Consider the following 19325-nt stretch of genomic DNA (forward strand, 5'->3'; position numbering starts at 1 on the left):
GCAGTCGCAGCGTGTACAGCTTGACGAAGCCCTGCACGTCGCGCTGGTCGTACACCGAAATCTCCCTGAAGGCGTCTGTTCGGGCCCTTGCGGCCGGCCACGATGAATCCCTTCCAAACCTTCAGCCGGACGGTGTTGTTGTTGACCCGCTCCATTAGATGCCAAACCAAACATATTCGGCGGGAGCACTGATCCTGAATCAGCGAGTCGGTTGCCGCTCGGGGAGCAATATAGGGAGCTGGGTCGCCAGATCCTCACGGATACCTACGTGAGTAACCATTCCTTGAAGGATTCAGCTTTGAGACCTTTCCCTCTGACTTCCGCTATTTGGGGAATTCTGTTGATCAGCGGCGTGGTCAACGTGCTTGCGCTGATCTCGCCGCTGTTCATGCTTCAAGTCTATGACCGCGTTCTGGCAAGTGGCAGCGTATCGACGCTGGTGGGGCTCGTCGTGCTTGCTGCGGGGCTTTATGCGTTCCAATGCTTGCTCGACATTTTGCGCGCCCGCGTGCTGCTGCGGATTGGCGAGCGTTTCGATGGAGAGTTTTCCGGACGCGTTCACAATGCGATCGTTCGCCTTCCGCTTTCAACGCGCATGCCGGGCGACGGCTTACAGCCGCTTCGCGATCTCGACAATGTTCGCGGCTTCTTAGGTGGAAACGGTCCGACAGCGTTCTTCGATCTGCCATGGATGCTGCTTTATCTTGGCATTTGCTTCCTCCTTCATTTCTGGATCGGCATGACGGCACTTATCGGGGCGGTCGGCCTCACATCTCTGACACTCCTTGCCAACACTCTCTCGCAACGGCCGATAAGCGATACCGTTTCCCACAACATGGCACGCAATGGTCTGCTGCAAGCAGCGCGTTGCAATGCCGAGGTCGTGCAAGCTCTCGGTCTTGGAAAGCGGATCGCTGCCCGATGGCAAAAGGCCAATGCCAAGTTTCTGGCCGCCAACCGGAAAGCTGGGGACGTGGCAGGTGGGCTGGGTGCCATTTCAAAATCGCTGCGCGTGCTGCTGCAATCGGCCATTCTTGCCGTCGGCGCGTACCTTGTCATCAGACAGGAGGCTACGGCCGGGGTTATGATTGCCAGTTCGATCATGATGGGGCGCGCGCTGGCTCCGGTCGATCTGGCCATTTCAAGCTGGAAACCTTTCCTCATGGCGCGCCAGGGTTGGGCGCGGCTGGAGGAACTCCTGGAAAAGGTTCCTGAATCCGCTGCCGTTATGCCAATGCCTGCACCTGAACGCGAACTGCGCCTCGAAGGCGTGACAATCGTTCCGCCCGGCGCAAGGAAGCCGACCGTGACCGGCCTTGCGTTTGCCATTCAGGCGGGAAGCGCACTCGGGATCATCGGTGCATCGGGCTCGGGCAAGTCGACACTCTCGCGCGCCATCGTCGGCGCATGGGCGCCGGTCGCCGGAAAAGTTCGCATCGACAGCGCAAGCCTCGATCAATGGGACCGGGAAGCACTAGGCCGTCATATCGGCTATCTGCCGCAAGGTGTTGAACTGTTCGACGGCACCATTGCCGAAAACATCGCTCGTTTTGAAGATAATCCTGACCCTGAGGCTATTGTCGCCGCGGCGAAAGCAGCGGGCACGCACGAACTGATCCTCCGATTTGAGCACGGCTACGAAACTCGGATCGGTGACGCCGGATCGGCACTTTCCGCCGGGCAGCGCCAGCGTATCGGTCTTGCCCGTGCTCTTTATCGAGACCCTTTCCTTGTTGTGCTGGATGAACCCAATGCCAATCTCGATTCGGAAGGCGAGGCTGCGGTCATTAAGGCGATCGCCTCCGTGCGCGAGCGCAAGGGCATTGCGGTTGTCGTCGCCCATCGGCCCAGCGCCATCCGCGCCGTGGATTTGGTGTTGGTGATGGAAGGTGGACGGCAGCGAGCATTCGGTGCGCGTGATGAAGCGCTTTCCAAAGTCCTGAAGGGGACAGCGATGGCACGAGGCGCTGGCGTCAACGCCATCGAGTCTACACAGGATCACGTGGGAGAGCGCGCTGACATGGAGGATCCCGGTGTCCGGCATTCATCAGAACAATGACGTTTCCAGCTCCATTCGCCGCCACCTGGTGGCGGGCCTTCTGGCGAGCGTAATCTTTGTGGGAGGAGCCGGAGCCTGGGCGGCCTTCACGAATCTCTCCGGTGCGGTTGTCGCGTCCGGACACTTTGTCGTCGATTCCTATGTCAAGAAGGTGCAGCACCCGACCGGCGGGGTGGTGGGAGAAATCCTGGTGCGCGAAGGCGATAAAGTGAAAGCCGGCGACATCCTCATGCGGCTCGATGCCACCCAGACGCGCGCCAATCTCGCCATAGTCACCAAGCGGCTCGATGAGCTCGCCGCCTACCAGGCAAGACTCGATGCTGAACGTGACGATCTCGCGGAGATCGCCTTCCCGGACTGGCTGCTCGCCCGAAGAGATGTTCCGGACGTAGCTTCGGCAATACATAGCGAGACGCTGCTGTTCGAATTCCGCAGACAATCCCGCGACGGAAAGCAGGCGCAACTGGCGGAACACATTACTCAATATCACCACGAGATCGAAGGATTCGAGGCGCAGGAAATTGCCTGTGAAAAAAGGATCGAGGTTCTCCTAAAGGAAATTGCTGTTCTGAGTGGGCTGCGCGACCAAGGCATTGTCTCGGACCAACGGTTGAACAGCCTGAAGATCCAGGTTGCCACTTTCGGTGGTGAACGCGGTGAGAAGATCGCACATCAGGCACAGACAGCAGCCCGCATAGCCGAAACGCGCCTGCAGATCCCGCAGATCGATCAGGATTTCAAGACCGAAGTCGGCCAGGAGCTCAGAGAGGTTCAGGCGCAGATCGGGGAGTATGGTGAGCGCAAGGTGGCGGCTGAACAGGAACTGCGACGGATCGATATCGTCGCGCCGCAGTCAGGCACCATTCAACAACTCGCAGTTCATACGGTCGGCGGAGTGATTACGCCCGCCGATCCGATCATGCTAATCGTGCCGAAAGGCGACGATCTTGCGCTGGAAGTACGGATCACCCCGAAGGACATCGACCAAATCCAGCTTGGTCACAAGGCCGTGCTGCGGATGTCAGCCTTCAATCTGAGAACCACGCCGGAATTGAACGGATATGTCAGCCGGATCGCAGCCGATCTGGCGACGGACGAAAAAAACGGCATTTCGTATTACCTGGTGCGTCTATCGGTTCCGCATGCGGAACTGACGAAGCTCAAGGACCTGACGCTCGTGCCCGGCATGCCGGCCGAAGCGATGGTCCAGACGGGCGAGCGTACGGCGCTTTCCTATTTTGTGAAGCCGCTGTCGGACCAAATCAGTCGGACATTCCGGGAGGAATGAAATAAGCCACAGAAATATATTGTTGTATTTCTTGGTTTCTTTGAGAGTGGTAACACCTGAAGGCACAGACATATTTCCTCATTTGCCTCTGGTCACAACTTCTTTCTGTAGTGAATTTAGCATCTTAACGTATCCTCAAATGCAGAAATGTCCGCGTTTCATGTTGCAACTGAGTATCCTTGGTTTTCAACGGTTTTTAATGGTGCGCGACATGAAAGGCGACATGAAACACCGCCACCAGCGGCAGCGGGCTGTTCGTTTCTCTTCTGCGGAATGAAAGTCAGTCAGTGCCGCGTGGCTGACATCGCCTCGAACATATCCCAAGCCTCATCTCGGTTTCGGTGCTTGCCGGGAATGCGGACCCAGCACTGCTTCGCAAAGATCCGAGCTTCTAGATCGTCATCAGGATGCGTATCGGTCATAAGCGCCGTCCAGTCCCACTTCCGGGCTTCGCGGCGCATCACGTCGACCACAAACCAGCCGGAAGGCGGTCGATCACGTTCGGTGGTTCGCATGGCAGTTTTCTTCTGAACGAAAGATCCATCTCGACGGTCTCTTCACCTGTGGGTGCAATGCATAGGAAGGTCAGAATCTCGCGGGAGGCGTCGGCTATGGCGCTTCAACTTGCCGTTCTTTGAAAGATCGCATCACAAAATGGTGTGGCGGTCTGAGCAACTGCCTCCCCGTTCGAACATCGCGATGATGATCATGCGTCCGCCGCAGCACGGGCACGGAAGCGCAAGCCGTCCGGTTCGGCTGATGGGTCGTTAGTGGCGGGAGGCACGGCCGCGAGCACGGGATCTGCGGTATTGTCGCATTAGATTACCTGGCTCGCGATCGAGACGGTCTCTTCGTCTTGCGTTGCCGTCGGCTCGATCTGCGCCGCCTGCTTGAACGCGTCCAAGATGCTAACAATCGAGAGACTTTCCAATGGCAGATTCGGCGTGCGGACCTGCAGCAACAAACGGAAGAGCTGGATCTTGAAGAGCAGGTTGCGGATAGCACGTGGTGACGGGCGCCTGTTGATCGCTCGGAAGTAGCCTGGCACAAGTTGCCCCAGCTCGCCGACCTCATCCTTTGTGAAGCGGACATCGCCCTCGTTGAAGGGAAACGTCGGCGCGTCTGCCTGAATGGTTTCGGCCTGAGCCGATCGTTTCCGAACCCGTTCCAGGTCCGCTCGGGCCTGCTCCTCCATCGCGACGGTCTGATCGTAGCGCTTGATCACGTCTGGGTTCTGGGCAAGTCGCTCTTCAGCCGACAGGGCTTCGAGCTTGCGGTTAAACTCCTCGGCCGCTGCGTTCTGTCGCATCCTGACGGTCTTTTCTTGCTCCGATGGGGGAAAGAAGGCATCCGCCAATCCCATATCCCGCAAGTGCTTTGGCACCGGCTTTGAGGATGGTGCATCGATATCGACAAATGGTCGTTTCTGCCCTTCACGCACAAGTTCGATGGTCGACTTCGCACTGGCTTTGGCGGCTACCGCATTTTGCAGAACCCTTTCCGCCCTTTGCAGCTCGTCAATTCGCCGCCCTTCCGCGTCCTGCTTTTCCTGCTCTTCGCTTTCCTCAAGCTCGCGCGAGGAAAGCTTCACGGCTAAGGCCGCTACGTCGCGATCACTCAGCGCCGGGAAGCGGACGTGGCAGGCAAACAGCTTTTCGTTCTGCTCGGCAACGATCTCTTGCTTCGCAATCAGCCTGGCGTTAGCGGCACTAGCTCCGACAATGTCGGCGGCGCGTTCGTCGATCATGTCCGTGTAGTGCTTGGCAATAGCAAACGCCAGAACCCGTTCGTCGACCAGCATCAGCACTTGCAATCTGTTCCTGAGAACCGGGTCGTCGACCAACAATTTCATGTTCTCAATTACAGTCAGCATGTCGTCTGGGCTGCATCGGTCTAGGTCGTCGACGATCAACAGCACACGGTCTGGTCCGGGCGCGGAAATCCACCAGGGGCCCAGGATGGTGACCAAGACAAGTCCAATCCAGGCCAAGAGTATCCAGTTTTCCGGATTGGTTGCCGCACGCTCTTCGGATTTCTGGTTGTGCGCGCTTTTGGGCCCCACGGTTTCATTATGCAATCCTTCGCCAACGCCGCCGTCGAGGATTTGGGCGATCGCCTCAAGGCTCCGGATGAGAAAGCCACCCTCTCGGGGCTGGGGCGATGTGCACAGACCGTAGGCCCAGCCAATTGCCACGGCTGCCAATATCAGTAGGGGGAACACCAGCGTGGTCCGCACGGACCGCCTCTGCCCGTTGGTCGATGGAAACTCGCTCCTTCCGTCACCCTCCGACGGAACGTCGGGCGGTTTCTTCGTCCAAGCCGACAGCAACGCTTTCACGTCCTCCCCGACCAGTGCCAGCATACCGAGCCGCTCCGGCCCAGTGCTCAGCCTGGCGTTCTTCGCGAAAATGGCTCTGACCTTGGTTTGCACCTTGGGAGCGATTACGGCCATGTGAGCGAGCGCGCCTGTCCCGATCAGGGCTCCCAGTACAGCTGCGAGTTGCAAAGTTGCGCTGAGAGGGATCGCCAATAGGGCGAGCGACATCAGCGCGCCGACGAGCGGCCATGGCCCATAGAGAAAATGGGACGCTCTGGCCGCCAGAGCCATCCTATCGAAACTGCGCAGGCTGGCCCCCGCACGCTCGACGAGGCTCTTGTAGAGGTACACCCATGCTTCAGGCGCCTGACGGTACTTCCAGGCATTGTGGCCTACGACCTCGTAGCGCAGCTTAGCAAACGGTTGTTGGGGTGCTCCAGTCTGTGTGACGAAGTCTTCCGGGGATTCTAGCAAAGGCTTCAGCAGCCGCGTGAGCGTGGTCTTTCCGCTGCCCCATGGCCCAAAGAGGGCAAAAGTGAATTCGTCCTCAGCGCTGCGCAGGATTGTTGCCAGAGCTTCTGCGTAATCTTGAACGAAAAGCGACAACTCTTTGTCATCTGCCTCCCTGACCATCCTTGGGATGCGCCCCGCCTTAGTCTTCGCGACTCCCTTCATCCCCCTCACCAGGGCACCCAACTGCCATTCTTCGATACGCGTCGGCAGGCGAGCTTCCGGGTCATCGAGACTTCGCAGGACGATATCCGTTAGCCTTACTTCTCGCTTGCTGCCGCAGGCCTGGAAGACATGTGTCAACCCGGGACCAAGGCGGACGCCCACGAGGCTAGTTGCCGGCGCGATCCCCCTGAACAACTCAATGTCCGGTACAGGGATTTTTTGAAAGAAACTCTCGGCCGCGGCGTCGAGGCGACTGGAGAAGCCCCCCCGAACGAGCTCGCCCCAACGGCGTAATTGATCGAACTCGTCGCTCAACCGTTCGGCATCGTCAGAAACAGTAGTGGCAAGCCTGCGGGCCATAAGGAGGGTTGTCAAAAATACAGTCGACGTGGAAAGTATTTCGCGTTCTCTGACCTTCTCCGGCAAATACCTCGCGCATTCGAGCAGGACGTGGGCGCATATCGGGCTGAGGATTAGACTCTCAATTCCTAATGCCTGCTCAAAGAGGGAGGCCAAGAGGGACTCTACCCGAGTTCGAACCTCAGTGCTGGCGCCGGGTACAATTACAGTTGGCATCGCCTCCCCCGATCGCGATCTTCCTAGCCTACACTCTGATAACAGCAATTGCTCGATTTGACAGCGACGGGTCATGCACAAGTCAAACTTTCTTAAAGCATGGTATCCGCGTTCGCTTAGGCTTTTTCGGGTAATATTCGGCTTGCTACTTCGATCGGGTGCCGCATCTGCGTTTCTGATGATCCTCGGTACCATAGAGGTCCCATCGGGGCGAAATTCTGAAAGATGGCTAGACCGATACCTGCTCGTCAGGCGTTGTCCTGAAACAGGTCGGCCGCGCGGCCCAATGTCAGCGCAACATGCAAGGTGATTGATGAGCACCACGGGAGTGGTTTCCATCGATGCAAATCTGGCCGGTCGTCATCCTTGCTTCTTATTCCATCTCGTCAGTCCGGCTCTACAACACGCATACGCCGGTAATCCCACCCGCCAATTTCAATCAGCCCCTATGCAAATAGGACAACAGGCCCAATACACTGTCTCGCGAAGCTGATGTCGGTGTGGATAAGCGGCGCGAAGCAGCTAGCCAGTCTAGTTTGTCCCCTTCAAGTTAATCGCTCTGCGATCCTGGAGACGGCGCAGCAAGGCAACGGCTCCCGGTCTTGCCCATTTCACATCTGACGCAAAGACGCCGTCTGCCACGTACGATCCACCAGCGTAGCCACTCGTGAAAGCCCAAAGGAACGGCGACGACACCTGATGGCGACGGTAGCCATAGCCATTGTATCCCTCGAGCCGATCTAGCATGTCGCCTAGGTCGAGCGTGTCAGCGTTGTCCAATTTGTAAAGCTTGATCGCGTCGATCGCGCTTGCCTGCCACGTAAACGGAGGCTGCCCCTGGAGCGGTCGTCCGGCGGGGACATGAACTGTTTGGGCCGTGAGCGGATCGCCGTTGTGAAGGTGAGTGCTGAAATCGCCTCCGGTCTCCAACATCCATACAACGCCCACGACGTACCAAGGGGCATGGGTTGCTTTGGCTACGGTTTCGAATGTCTGGCGCCCGGCCGTGATCTTGTTGGCTTCGTTGTCGATCATGGACATCTGGCTGGCGTCTAGGGAAACCTGCCAGAAGGCTTGCGCGTAGTCAGAAGGGTCGAGGAAGGATGGCACAGCACCGCTGGGGGCAGGCAAAACCGGAAAGTACTTCGTGACTGCTTTTTTCAATTTGTCGCCCGGGTCTGCAATAAGTCCAGAATCAATAAAAAACAGGTTGTTCTGTTGCGCCGCCTTCGAATCGTTGGTCCGCATGGCACTTAACAGCAGGTCTGACTTTGCCCTTTCACGCTGCAAGTCGAGATCGTTAACGGCCTTCAATCTATCTTCAGAGCGCGTTTCATAACCGTTGTAGGCGGCAACCCCGAGATTGCCCATGATCGTCACGATACCACCAATGATTAACAGGTTGAGTTGCCCATCCTTCCACCATGTCTTTTTGTTGCCATCCTGCGTTACATGTTCCGCCGTGAGCAACTTGGCTCTAGCTGCGGCCAAACGGGCCTCGCCTTCGAGCCTATCGAGGTCTGCATTGTCAGTCGATCGAGAGGACACCGTATTGCTCACCACACGCCCCTTCATCCGTTTGCAGATGCGCCAGAGGCGGCAACCACGGTAAGCCATCACTGGATAAAGGCGGCGCCGCCTTTGCTCCGATCGATACAGTTTGTGCTGGATGCGCTGGGGTTTGAAATCACGTCGAGAAGATTAAGCCAGTTCTTCTTAGGGCGCTGTGTTCGGCTTGCACGTCGCGGCCGGCCGGGTGCGAGGCGGCCAAAAGGATCGGGATGCGGTAGCGCTCCGTCGCCGCGTGGAGGCGGTCGAAGCGAATTCCAACGTCCACGGCAATTTGCACGCCGCCAACAGGGCGCGGTGGAACGCGTAATGCCTCGCCTCGAGAGTCCAGATGTCAGCCTCAGGTCCGGTGCGTCCAGCCTGGACGTTGAGGGCGTAGAGCGACGAGACGATCCCCGTCGCCCAGGCATCGTCGTCATTGCGGATCGCAGCGCGCAGCGCCTGCGTCTCGACCATCATGCGCACCGACATAGCATCGCGCAACTCGTCGAGAGAGAGTGGCACCACGCGAAAACCGCGCAGCGATTCCGCCGTCACCAGCCGCTCGGCCTGCAGGCGATTTAGCGCCTCGCGCAGCGGCGAGAAGCCCCTAATCCTTGAAACTCGCAGGTCCGACTAAGCGGTGCCGGAAGTGATTGCGGATGTGCTCGTTGAAATAACGGCCTTTGGCGAAGGCAGATTTGAACGCGGTAAAGATCTCAGGCGGTACGTCCGAGAACTCGTAGTGCTTCCCGCTGGCGACAAACCAAACCGAGAGTACCCTGTTGTTACGGTCATAGTCGAACTTGCGTATCGAGGTCGACGGCATTGAACGGCCAAGGGGAGATTCTCGCAAAGCAACGAACCAACGAGCGGCGGAGGGGTTGGTTGCGCACGAGAACTGACCAATCAGTCGTGGTGGTCGACGACGTCCGTCAGGAAACAGAGCGAAAATAGCCGCTGCAAATTTGCACGAGCACCGAACCGAGAGCCAAACAGTGGCAACATCGCAATCGGCTGGAGGCAAACGAGAGTGACTTTCCGTCCAGCATGCCATGCCCTGGCCGTGGGGGCGGTATGATTGGGGCCGCAAGTGGACTGTCCGGTTATAGGACGTGCCCAGCCGATAGATGCCCGTCGGCAGGCGACCCCATCGATCTATCGACGACAGCCTTTGGGGAAAATCAGCCGTTCGGGCAGGCCCGTTAATGCTCAACGCCGCTGTTTCTCTACGGGTGGCCGGTTGGAATTCAAAGCTGAAGCCTTTCATCACGCGCCGCGCTTCCTGTCCGCTTGTGAAACATGCGCATCCTTTGTAGATCGAGAGCAGAGCGTAATGATCTGCTGACTCCAACTGCTGTTAATTAACAATACCGCCTCGCAATTTCCTCCTGAGGTGGGGAGCGGCCTGCTGCTGGACCACGCGGAGCCTTCGAGACGCCGATCAAGCGATGCGCAGACATTGCCAGGAGGAGAACCGTGCTGAGAAGCGATGATGGGGGAAAGGGTGTCGACCTATTTTACCGATCGGGAATACGGAGCACGTCCCGCAACCATTTACGCTATTGATGCGCGTCTGTGGGCTGGCCTTTACAGCTTGATCCAGACGAGGATCGGCGACGGCTCGTTTGGCCTGCGCTTTCCGGAACAGTGTCCCGACGGCAACGGTCCGTACGGATGTGATGCTCAGGCCTTCAGCCGGGTGCTGGGCGCCGAGGTGCCGTGGATTCTGTGGCCGCTCTCCGCAAACGAAGTGCCCGATACGCCGGTGATCCTCGATCTGCTCGAGTTTTGCGCCAGCGCCGTGGGCGAACCGATCAAGGGCAGTTATCACTCCTACTTCGGCCACCATCACTTGAGCTGGAACCGCGATGCTGGCCTCACGCGATTTGTGGCGGACGTGAATCTCCTGTTTCGTCGCAACGCGGTCGCTTATGAGCTAACACCGATCGGGCAGGCTCGCCGCCTCCTCCCCCAGCCGATCGCCAATGCGCTCGGTTGGGCGATGTTTCAGACGGGCGATGCGGAAACCGACCGGCTGCTCGAAGCCGCTCGGCAACGGTTTCTCTCGCCAAAGCCCGAGGACCGGCAGGACGCGCTGGAGAAGCTGTGGGATGCTTTTGAACGGCTGAAGACGCTGGAACCCGGCGCCAATAAGCGCGCCCAGGCCGATGCGCTGCTGGACCGCGTCGCCACTCAGGACTCTGGGTTCCGGAACGCTCTTGGCCGGGAGGCTGCCGAGCTGACGACGATCGGGAACAGCTTCCGCATTCGTCATTCCGAGACGACGCAGGAGGTGCTGATCTCTCCGGATCATGTCGATTACCTGTTTACGCGGATGTTTGCATTCGTGCGCGTTATCCTGAAGGGGACGGGGCGTGGCGGATGACCTCTACGGGCTTGTCTTCGGGCTTCTGCACGGGATGGGCCACACGCAATTGAGCGAAGAGCCGGAACGGATCGCCGGGCTGGTCGTGCCAGCTCCGGAGGGCTACTCGAAGCGGCAGCGTGTAGTCCGGCCTATTGAATGGTGAAGCGCGGCGGCCGGATAGAGGATGGGCATACCCCGCCGATTTTCGGGGCGCACGAAAATTCTACCTTAACGTCTGACATGTGAGTGCGTAAGAGCCGCGTAGCTTGTTTGACATGGGAGGCGATTAGCGATGCCCATTTATTTCATCCTCGAGGAGAATAACGCCGATTGGCGGATGAAGATCGGTCGCGCGACGAACCTTAGAGGTCGTCGAGGTGCCTTACAGACCGGCAACTCGCGCCCGCTAAAGGTAGTGGGGTGGATCGAAGCGGAGAATGAGGCCGAAACGGAAAGGCGGCTCCACGAGAAATATGCAGCGCATAACATTGGCCGGCATGGAGGGAGTAGCGCCAGAGAGTGGTTCTACCTTCAACCCGCCGACATTCTCGAGGATCTGAAACGCGCGGGCATCAAGGGTTTCGTCGAAAAGAATGCAGATGCCTTTGAAGTCGTCGGTCACGATCGTGACGGCGTACCTGAATATCTCGGCGTCTGGGACTGGAGCAACCTCGAGCTTGAAGAGTGCTGCCCGTTTTGTGGCTGCTTGTGCGGCATGCACTTTCAGGACGCATCGCAGATGTTTCACTGTTTAAGCTGCGATGAACTCACCGATTTCTCACAGCCCGATTTTGACAACGAGGAAGACTATATGGCTTGGAAGGAGTACGAAGAGCGCTTGAAAGTAGGGCGTGCAAGTAAGGCGCGACGTAGCGGGTTAGCTTAACCGACGGCGGCTTTTGGGACCATTTGCACAGCGAATGAACGACCGACATCAGGCGCATTTGGGCCGCAAGCGGGCATCCGTTCTCATTGAGTGGTCTTGGGCAGCCGTGGTCTTCACTCGACCCCCTGCATGATGATAAATAACCCAAGAAGGATCTAGACCGAACCGGAAGAGACAAGGTGCAGGTGCGAGCCATTGAGAGAAATAGCAGGAACCGAACCAATCCACAGAAATATTTTGTTGGTATTTCTGTTGGTAGCAGATGCGACTAGCCTTCGTATAAGTCTCTGAAAGGAAAACGGGATTTTCTTCACTTGGATTCCGCCTCTGGGCACCATTCTACCTTTTTGTTTTTCCTGCTCTTTTCGGCGCTGGTCATGGTGTTGATACCATCCGGTTTGACGTTTTTCTCAGGCGGGTTTGACAGTTTTTGTTCGCCGCCTGTTCACTTCGGCGTCGAAACTGGTGACCACGGCCGACATTTTCCGGCTCTTGTTGGCGCGCTTGGAGTAGTGGCGCGCCATCTCGATCGTCTTCTGGCCGAGCATATCGGCGATCGTGCGCTCGTCGTATCCCATCTCGGCCAGTATCGTCGCGACCGTATGGCGCAGACCTTTGAGCGTCAGGCCTGGCTGCACGTCGCCGGACATCTCCAGTTCCTGCCGTATCGGACGCCACGATGCCCGGAAGCCTGACGGCGTCCAGGGCTTGCCGCGGCTGTTGGCGCAGAGCGTGATCGCATCATGCTTGGGCGCCACCGCCAGCGCGGCGACGACAGGCGCCGGCAGCGGGAACCACATCGCCTCGCCGGTCTTACCTCGCCTGGCGTCGATCATGCCATCAGAGACGGCCGTAGGCGGGATCTTGAGCGCGTCCTGCGGATCGAGGCCACAGAACATCATCAACGCCACCGGCAGCCGCATATGCGCCGGCAGCGCGGCGGCGACGGCATCGCGCTCGGCGTCCGACCATGGGCGGTTCGCGTCGGCCATGCCGCGCGGCCGGCGGATGCCCTTGATCTTCATCGCCGGGTTCATCTTCAGATAACCGCGCTCGACGCCCCAGGCGAAGGTCAGCGCCAGCACCGTCTTGACGTAGTTGCCAAAACGGCGGCCATGCTTGGCGGCCGCCTTGTCGCGGATCTTGACCACCAGCGGCGGCGTGAAGCGATCGAGCATCGTGTCGGCGATCGGCTGCAGATAATCGAAACAGCGCTGATAGTCGGCGCGCGTGCGAGCGGCCAGGTCGGTGAAAAACACGCTGCCGCGATAGCGGCCAATGAGCTGGCCGAGCGTGCCGGGCCTCGGATCGTCGCCCTTGTCGCCGAGCGCGACGATGCGTGAGCATTCTGCGAGGAACGATAGCGTGCCGATCGGAAACTTGGTCACGTCGATCATCGTGCCGCTCTTGCGATGCCGGCAGCGCCATTTGTAGGGCGGCTTGCGGTCGCGCCAGATGGCAAATCCTTTGACGCGGACGATCGCCATCAGCCGAGCTTCCCGATCAGCTCGTCATCACCGGTTGCGTCACCGGATTTCAGGCCATCGATCCATGCATCGAGGTCGCGCATATCATAGAGGCGCGAACCATCCGGCATTTCGATCGGCGTAACGGGGCAGACGCCGGCGAGGCGCTTGGCGGCGATACCTGTGTACTCGGCAGCGTCACGCAGAGGCAGCATCCTGCGCGGAGTTACCCTAATGTTCAGCGTCGAAATGGACATGTGCATCGACCCTTCAAAATTCATCCGGTCTACGCCGCTTCCCTTGAAAAACGAGTTTGACCTACTCGCAGCGGGGCAGAAGACAGCGCTTTAAGGCCTGACCGGAACGACCCTCAAGAGCGCCCCGCAGACCTGATTACGGGCCAGGATTGTGATAGGCGGCCCGGTAATCGTAGACGCCGCAGCCGAAATCGAGGATGCAGCGGAATTCGGTGCCGAGGATCTCCCATCCCGCCTTAGTCTCGATCATCGGCCCGTTGGTGCCGTCGAGATAGGCATGCATGAATGCCGGGCGGCTCGCTGGATCGGCCAGCAGCCACCAGCCGTTGCCCTCGTAGCGGTTTTCGACCTCGACCCGGAGCTTGCCGGCGAAGACGTTGACGTCTTCGATCGTCGCCGCCTGGATCTGCGCCACCATGGTTTGCGCATTCGTTTCCTGTGCCGGGCCGACAAGGATTACCGCCGGCACGGTGCCAGCAACCCAGCTGCCGTTGACGTTCATCTGCGTGCGCATCGCCTGGCGCGCGGCGCTCAATGCCGCCGAAGACGTGATGGCCGCACCGCTGGCGGCGAGGTTGCCGTGGTCGGCATGGAAGAAGTTCTTGCCGTCCGACAGTTTCTTGCCGCCGAAGCTGTTGGCGGAAAGTAGCTGATAGAACAGGTCGGCTTCCGTGGTCGCGGCCGAGATGCCGAAGGCACCGATGAAATCGGCAAAGGCGCCCAGCGAATCGTTGATCAGCGCCTGGCGCGTCAGGGCGAACATTTTGCCGTATGTGGCAACCTGCAGACCCTGCTTTTCCTCGCCCATGGTTCCGCTCTTGACTTCGCCGCCCTCATTGACCTTTTCGAGCAGCGGTGCCTCGCCCGGCCGGATATAGGACATCGGCTTGAAATCGCGCGCATTGCCGGACTTCGAAAACTGCTTCAGCGGCGTGAGCTGCGCGCCGAAGCGTTGCATCAGCGCGTCGTTTGCGGCCGTGTTCATCAGCATCGGGAAGTCAGACGTCGAATGCATGCTGCGCTGCCCGGTGAATCGGTCGGGCGAAAGCATGCGCTCGACTATTTCGCGGTCTGTCAGGCCGCGCGTCGCGACGCCGGCGAGTTCCATGTGGGTCCGCCCCATGGCCGTCAGGCTCATGCCACGGAATTCGTTCTGGCCTTCGATGGTCGGTTTGCCGCCAAGGCGAATCGTAAGCTCCTCGACGATCCGGGGTGCCGCTTCCTCGGCCCGCGACTGCCGCTCGTCGACGCGTGCAGGAATGGTGCGGCTCTGGCTCGACCGTTCGGCGAGACGGTCCATTACGATCGTGCGGGCATGGTCAACCGTCCTGGCGTCTGCCAGGTCAGCGTCCAGCGCCCTGCTGTCGAGGCCGGCGAGCACGCCCTGGCGGTAAATGGTGTCGATGGCGGCTGGACGCGGCGCGACCTGGCGCGCCTGCGAAGGCGGCGTGTTATCGTTTTCAAGGTCGTCGCCGTCTTCGATCAGGTCATCCTGGTCTATAACGATCGGCGGCGGGGCAGACACTCTGCGCGGACGTTTCATGTTGGACAATCCTCTTATGTTGGCGTTGTTGTCGGCGGCCACGCTGACCAGCGACACCTCGAAAGGGGTCCACTTTGTCACCGTCGCCAAGGTCGTCCCGTCAGGCGCTCTTGAATCTGTTTCTTCGTCGACGAAATAGCCGACGCTAACCTTGGTGATGGTGCCGGCCGCGATCTGCGCCATCGCGGCGTCACCGCGCGGCGTGTTCGCCATGCGGAATTTGATCACCAGCGACGCGCCTTCGAAGCGATGGCTTACAGCCCGGCCGAGGGCGTTATCGATGCCGACGATCTGATGCGAATCGAGGAGTGGGAGATCGGCGAGGCGCTCGGAATTGATGGCGCGCGCGTTGCAAAGCAGGATCTCGCGGCCGAAGAAGCGCTTGACCGGCGTCTCGGTCGCAACAGTCGCCTCGAACGTCCTCGATTTGGCGTCAACCGACGCCGGCGCGAACCTTATGTCGAGATGCTCGACCGGACGATCGCCGGTCTTCTTGCGGGTGCGAACCTTGGTCAATGTTTCGCCTCCCCTGCCTTCGGCGCAACATGGGTAGCGATCTCGGCGATTGCAGCCTCGCTCAGATCCCATGCCTCAATGAAGATGAAAAGCATCTGAGCGATCTCACCAGGCAGCCCGAGACCATCGGCCAGGTCGGCGTCAGGCAGTGGCTTGCCTTTCGATGTCGCCACGCGGGCGGCCAGGCGGGTCGCCGTGAGGCGTTCGATGAATTCGCGCGACCGAAGATAGTCCAGAACCTTATCCATGATGCTGAATGTCCTTCAGACAGCGACGGCCGATGGCTGACATGTTGACACGTAGGAATGCCTCGCTAGGGATCGCGTGATCAACGGGATCCCCGAACATCACCTTTTCTTCCTCGCGGCGAGCAATACCCCAAACGCGTGGCTCGCCCCTGCGCTCGGGATCGAAAACGTAGAACAGCCAAAAGTCGTGCGGCCAGATCTGGCCGGCGACGATTGCAGTGAAGATCGATCCGAGTTGGCCGTCTTCCATGATCCCGAATGCTCGCTTGAGATCGATCCCGATCCCATTGAGTGACAGCGCGGCAGCCATCTTGATGATCTCGACCTGCGAATAGGCCATGCGGGTGCCGTCGCCACCGTAGCGGCAGATGTCGCGCGCCCGCCATATCTTGAGCACGCCTTTGTTCTGCCCGAGGATGTCCGCAGCTTCCGCCATCGTGAACGATTGTTTCATCACCGCCTCTGGATACAACATGTTACCGTTTTCAACTAATATGGCAACACGCTGTATCCGTCAAGCACGGATGAGAGGATGCGCCTAACTTGAGGCCCAAATTTTCCCCATCCCCGGCTTTCAGTTTGCCGGCGAGAATGTCAGGTCATGCACTGGCGGCACTGGCAAAGATCGGGATGCGGGTCACCCTGCCCTCGCTCGGGCCATCCTCGCGCCGGGCGACCCAAGTGCCGCATTGCGGCTTGCCGTGTTGCTGAGGCGGGCCGGCAATTCCGGCAGGATCATGAAGGCCCCGATATTTCGTCGGGTCAGTGGCGATTATGGGCATTTCGGGCATGCCGTTGATCGTCTGATATTCCATGCCAAGCATGATGATCGACCATGCCATGCCGGTTTCCTCGGCGAGCAAAGCATTGAGATCCTCAATGCTCGCTTTGATCCTCTCCTGGCGCGATTTCATCGCTACGGAGGCAACGGCGCCGGCGGCTTCGATCGCTGCGGGCCGCAATGCAGCCGTAGCGAAAAGAGCGGCGATGAACGATCGCCGGCCGACGCGAGCGGTGGTCGCGGACGGCAAGCCTTCGGCGGCTGACGCAAAGGATGCGTTCGGCATTTTGTATTCTCCTATTGAGCGAAACAAATTAGCGTGATAGCTTTCGCTCAATTTGATATTTATGTCAATAGGTTTCGATCAAAGTGAGCGAAAGCAATCAAATCACCGGTCGACAGATCGCAGCGGCCAGGGCACTAGCCGGCATCGGTCAGGCCGATCTTGCGGCATCATCTTCGGTTTCCATTCCGACATTGCGACGGATGGAAGCCAGCGCCGGCGCAGCTGCAGGCCTGCCAAATAACGTGGCGGCCGTCCGTCGAGCGCTCGAAGCGGCCGGCGTGATCTTCGTTGCCGAGAATGGCGAAGGGCCAGGCGTGCGGCTGAGGAAACCGGACCAATCGGCTACCGATTCGCACTGATCTTGCCCGATCAAGGGGTTGCGCCGGGGTTTATCCCCAGTTTTTCCCATGAAAACCAAAGTCAACGCCATTTGATTCACAGATTGTTACATCTGTGGAAAACATCATCATGTCATTGAAAAGGTTTAGCTTTTCGCCAATATAGGATCAAAACAGGAACAAATAAGCCGTTGATGGCTTAGCCCAGTGCTTGACGCGGTGCCGAGGGTGCTACGATGCTTGATGTTGACTTGTGTTTGGAAAGAAGCCGTCGCGGTTTCCCTCCCGGCGACGGCCTCTCGAAATTCACATCCTGCATTGGTTGTCCCAAGGCGCAGGAGGCGGCTTATGTCAAGCGGGTACAAACTGTCCCGTCAAACCGCGTCGGTCAAGCCTTGGGGCGTCTTTAGGTCAAATAAAGGAGACCCCATTGACCGAAAATCCGCACCCTACCCAGTCGATCGACTTCGATGCAGCCATCGAAGTGTGGCTGCTTCGCCGCCAGGGCTGGTATCAGCATCAGATCGCGGCCGAGTTCCATGTGAACCCTGCCCGAATCAACGAGGTGCTGAAAGAGCGCAAGCACGTCGGCAGCCGACAGGTAGCCGACCGACGCAGCCACTAGGCTGAGACCATCCTCTGCGCTGACGCGTCTAGACGCATTGGCGCAGAGGGCCAAACGTTGCCAGCGGCCTTTCAAACGACGGGACAAGTGCGATGATGGATAACGACGATCTGCAAGTTTTACTGAGCACAATGAAGCAGGTAGGCGACACACTCGGGCAAGCTCAAGCCATCAACCAGGCGAACCAATATATTCTGATGGAAGTCGTCCGCGATCTCGCGCGGGCATCTGACGATCCCGACCGTTATCTTTCCGGCATGTTCGAGCGGATCAGCGGGCGTGCCGACCAAGGTCCGATCGAAAAAGAGGCGCATCCAGTTGCAATGGAATTCCGTAACACGATTTCCCTCTTTTTCGCCAAGGCACGTCACAACCTCGAATGAAGGCCAAGCCTTATGAGCACTCGGACAGCAGCCGAATCACGAGCCGATTATGAGCAGGTCATGGGTCCGGATCTCGGTGCGATATATGCCGAACTTGTGCAGGAACTCTGCAACATTTACGTCGTCTGGGGTCAGTACAAGATCCTGTTCGGAATTAAGCAATCGCGCGTCGATCTTCTAAATAAGGCAGGTGGCACCTTCATCCGCGTCGCGCAGGATTGCATATTCGACCAGGTGATCCTCGCCATCGCAAGACTTACCGACAAACCGGAGATTGCCGGCAAGCAAACGCTCACGGTTCGGCGGCTTGCCACTCTCATTTCCGACGCGGCGCTGGCCGATGCTGTCAGGGCGAAGGTCGATCTCGCGATGACCGCGCAGGACTTCTGCCGAGACTGGCGCAACAATCGGATCGGCCACAATAACCTCGACATGCGGATCAACCCGAACGCCAGGGCGCTCCTGCCCGCGACCCGGCTCAAGGTCGATGCCGCGCTTACGTCTCTTGCCGAAGTCCTGAACCTCATCGCTTCTCGTTTGCTGGACAGTGAGACGGCATACGATCATATCGTTACGCCACTGCCTGACGCCACATGGCTGCTTTACACGCTGCATGACGGATTGGCCGTGCAAGGCGAGCGGCACAAGCGGCTAAAGGCCGGTGATTTCAGCAGCATCGAAGCCTATCCCCGCGATCTGTGACGCGCCTAGGCGGCGCGCCACAGAACAGGCTCACGGACTAGCCGCTGACCTCGCCGACCATCACAGCGCCGGGCCGCGCGCCAGCGTGTACACGCGCTGCCGGCAAGCGCCCTACCAAGGCCACCAAGCCATCGCCAGCACAACGCCGAAAGCCAGCGCGAACGCGAGCCAGGCGATCATTCTTTCTTGCCGCCCGGCAGCACGGTCAGGCGTGAGTGCGGTCGGTTCGTGAAGATTGCGGTTCCCTCCGCATTCTTCAGCCCTTCGATCCATGGCCGGATCTTCTCGATCAGATCGGGCATAATGTGCTGCGCGCCATCGCCGCGTTCCATTGCATCCTCGACAGCACAGTTGATGAAACCGTGCATGAAGGCGGTCGCCGCCTGCGCTGGTGAGCATTCCCGTGCCGCCAGCATGGGCATTGTGACCTGATGCGCAAACTGTTTCGTTATGTGCCGGC

The 19325-nt window shown here is 58.9% G+C and carries 21 protein-coding genes; 9 read left to right on the forward strand and 12 right to left on the reverse strand.

Annotated features, from left to right (window positions below; all coding sequences use genetic code 11):
- The first annotated feature begins 283 nt into the window (after positions 1-283).
- Together NKJ67_RS15175 and NKJ67_RS15180 are read left to right on the forward strand one after the other, a co-directional pair.
- Positions 284-2059 carry a type I secretion system permease/ATPase gene (locus NKJ67_RS15175; protein WP_352581876.1) on the forward strand — a complete coding sequence of 592 codons (1776 nt, stop codon included), beginning with the start codon at positions 284-286 and terminating at the stop codon, positions 2057-2059.
- Positions 2034-3347: an HlyD family type I secretion periplasmic adaptor subunit gene (locus NKJ67_RS15180; RefSeq protein WP_352441440.1), complete on the forward strand. Its 1314-nt coding sequence runs from the start codon at positions 2034-2036 to the stop codon at positions 3345-3347. The genes NKJ67_RS15175 and NKJ67_RS15180 overlap by 26 nt, the downstream gene beginning before the upstream one ends.
- Before the next feature lie 284 nt (positions 3348-3631).
- Here the strand turns inward: NKJ67_RS15180 and NKJ67_RS15185 are convergent, their stop codons facing one another.
- From NKJ67_RS15185 to NKJ67_RS15205, 5 genes are all read right to left on the reverse strand, one after another.
- Complete coding sequence (locus tag NKJ67_RS15185) at positions 3632-3862, reverse strand: hypothetical protein (RefSeq protein ID WP_023736267.1); 231 nt, start codon at positions 3860-3862, stop codon at positions 3632-3634.
- Between the two features lie 302 nt (positions 3863-4164).
- Positions 4165-6699: a P-loop NTPase fold protein gene (locus NKJ67_RS15190; protein ID WP_352581815.1), complete on the reverse strand. Its 2535-nt coding sequence runs from the start codon at positions 6697-6699 to the stop codon at positions 4165-4167.
- Between the two features lie 747 nt (positions 6700-7446).
- The gene (locus NKJ67_RS15195; RefSeq protein WP_352581816.1) at positions 7447-8475 is read right to left on the reverse strand and encodes a hypothetical protein; all 1029 of its coding nucleotides are present in this window, start codon (positions 8473-8475) and stop codon (positions 7447-7449) included.
- A gap of 156 nt (positions 8476-8631) precedes the next feature.
- Positions 8632-9021 (reverse strand): FCD domain-containing protein, encoded by a 390-nt coding sequence (locus NKJ67_RS15200; RefSeq protein WP_352581817.1) that lies wholly within the window; start codon positions 9019-9021, stop codon positions 8632-8634.
- Positions 9022-9073: 52 nt separating this feature from the next.
- Entirely contained in the window at positions 9074-9733 is a 660-nt protein-coding gene (locus tag NKJ67_RS15205) for a KTSC domain-containing protein (RefSeq protein WP_352581877.1), read from the reverse strand.
- Between the two features lie 237 nt (positions 9734-9970).
- On the opposite strand from NKJ67_RS15205, the gene NKJ67_RS15210 reads away from it, so the two are divergent.
- From NKJ67_RS15210 to NKJ67_RS15220, 3 genes are all read left to right on the forward strand, one after another.
- On the forward strand, positions 9971-10852 hold the full coding sequence (locus NKJ67_RS15210) for a hypothetical protein (protein WP_352581818.1): 882 nt from the start codon (positions 9971-9973) through the stop codon (positions 10850-10852).
- Entirely contained in the window at positions 10842-10997 is a 156-nt protein-coding gene (locus NKJ67_RS15215) for a hypothetical protein (RefSeq protein ID WP_352581819.1), read from the forward strand. Before NKJ67_RS15210 ends, NKJ67_RS15215 begins: the two co-directional genes overlap by 11 nt.
- 129 nt (positions 10998-11126) lie before the next feature.
- Positions 11127-11720 (forward strand): GIY-YIG nuclease family protein, encoded by a 594-nt coding sequence (locus NKJ67_RS15220; protein ID WP_352441447.1) that lies wholly within the window; start codon positions 11127-11129, stop codon positions 11718-11720.
- A gap of 410 nt (positions 11721-12130) precedes the next feature.
- Here the strand turns inward: NKJ67_RS15220 and NKJ67_RS15225 are convergent, their stop codons facing one another.
- The 6 genes from NKJ67_RS15225 to NKJ67_RS15250 all read right to left on the reverse strand — a co-directional run bounded on the left by NKJ67_RS15225 (position 12131) and on the right by NKJ67_RS15250 (position 16817).
- Entirely contained in the window at positions 12131-13207 is a 1077-nt protein-coding gene (locus NKJ67_RS15225) for a tyrosine-type recombinase/integrase (RefSeq protein WP_352581820.1), read from the reverse strand.
- On the reverse strand, positions 13207-13443 hold the full coding sequence (locus tag NKJ67_RS15230; protein WP_352581821.1) for a hypothetical protein: 237 nt from the start codon (positions 13441-13443) through the stop codon (positions 13207-13209). The genes NKJ67_RS15225 and NKJ67_RS15230 overlap by 1 nt, the downstream gene beginning before the upstream one ends.
- A 136-nt stretch (positions 13444-13579) precedes the next feature.
- Positions 13580-15502: a prohead protease/major capsid protein fusion protein gene (locus NKJ67_RS15235; protein ID WP_352581822.1), complete on the reverse strand. Its 1923-nt coding sequence runs from the start codon at positions 15500-15502 to the stop codon at positions 13580-13582.
- The gene (locus NKJ67_RS15240; protein WP_352581823.1) at positions 15499-15750 is read right to left on the reverse strand and encodes a hypothetical protein; all 252 of its coding nucleotides are present in this window, start codon (positions 15748-15750) and stop codon (positions 15499-15501) included. Before NKJ67_RS15240 ends, NKJ67_RS15235 begins: the two co-directional genes overlap by 4 nt.
- Positions 15743-16204 (reverse strand): hypothetical protein, encoded by a 462-nt coding sequence (locus NKJ67_RS15245; RefSeq protein ID WP_352581824.1) that lies wholly within the window; start codon positions 16202-16204, stop codon positions 15743-15745. The genes NKJ67_RS15240 and NKJ67_RS15245 overlap by 8 nt, the downstream gene beginning before the upstream one ends.
- A gap of 145 nt (positions 16205-16349) precedes the next feature.
- On the reverse strand, positions 16350-16817 hold the full coding sequence (locus tag NKJ67_RS15250) for a hypothetical protein (RefSeq protein ID WP_352581825.1): 468 nt from the start codon (positions 16815-16817) through the stop codon (positions 16350-16352).
- A gap of 83 nt (positions 16818-16900) precedes the next feature.
- On the opposite strand from NKJ67_RS15250, the gene NKJ67_RS15255 reads away from it, so the two are divergent.
- The 4 genes from NKJ67_RS15255 to NKJ67_RS15270 all read left to right on the forward strand — a co-directional run bounded on the left by NKJ67_RS15255 (position 16901) and on the right by NKJ67_RS15270 (position 18865).
- Complete coding sequence (locus NKJ67_RS15255; RefSeq protein WP_352581826.1) at positions 16901-17176, forward strand: transcriptional regulator; 276 nt, start codon at positions 16901-16903, stop codon at positions 17174-17176.
- 409 nt (positions 17177-17585) lie between these two features.
- Positions 17586-17780, forward strand: coding sequence for a hypothetical protein (locus NKJ67_RS15260; RefSeq protein WP_352581827.1), 195 nt, complete (start codon positions 17586-17588; stop codon positions 17778-17780).
- 92 nt (positions 17781-17872) lie between these two features.
- Positions 17873-18163 (forward strand): hypothetical protein, encoded by a 291-nt coding sequence (locus tag NKJ67_RS15265; protein ID WP_352581828.1) that lies wholly within the window; start codon positions 17873-17875, stop codon positions 18161-18163.
- 12 nt (positions 18164-18175) lie between these two features.
- The gene (locus NKJ67_RS15270) at positions 18176-18865 is read left to right on the forward strand and encodes an AbiU2 domain-containing protein (RefSeq protein WP_352581829.1); all 690 of its coding nucleotides are present in this window, start codon (positions 18176-18178) and stop codon (positions 18863-18865) included.
- A gap of 176 nt (positions 18866-19041) precedes the next feature.
- Here NKJ67_RS15270 and NKJ67_RS15275 read toward each other — a convergent pair whose 3' ends face one another.
- Positions 19042-19287, reverse strand: coding sequence for a hypothetical protein (locus tag NKJ67_RS15275; RefSeq protein WP_352581830.1), 246 nt, complete (start codon positions 19285-19287; stop codon positions 19042-19044).
- Positions 19288-19325: the final 38 nt, after the last annotated feature.

Source organism: Mesorhizobium sp. M0088, from assembly GCF_040322895.1.
Classification (GTDB): Bacteria; Pseudomonadota; Alphaproteobacteria; order Rhizobiales; family Rhizobiaceae; genus Mesorhizobium.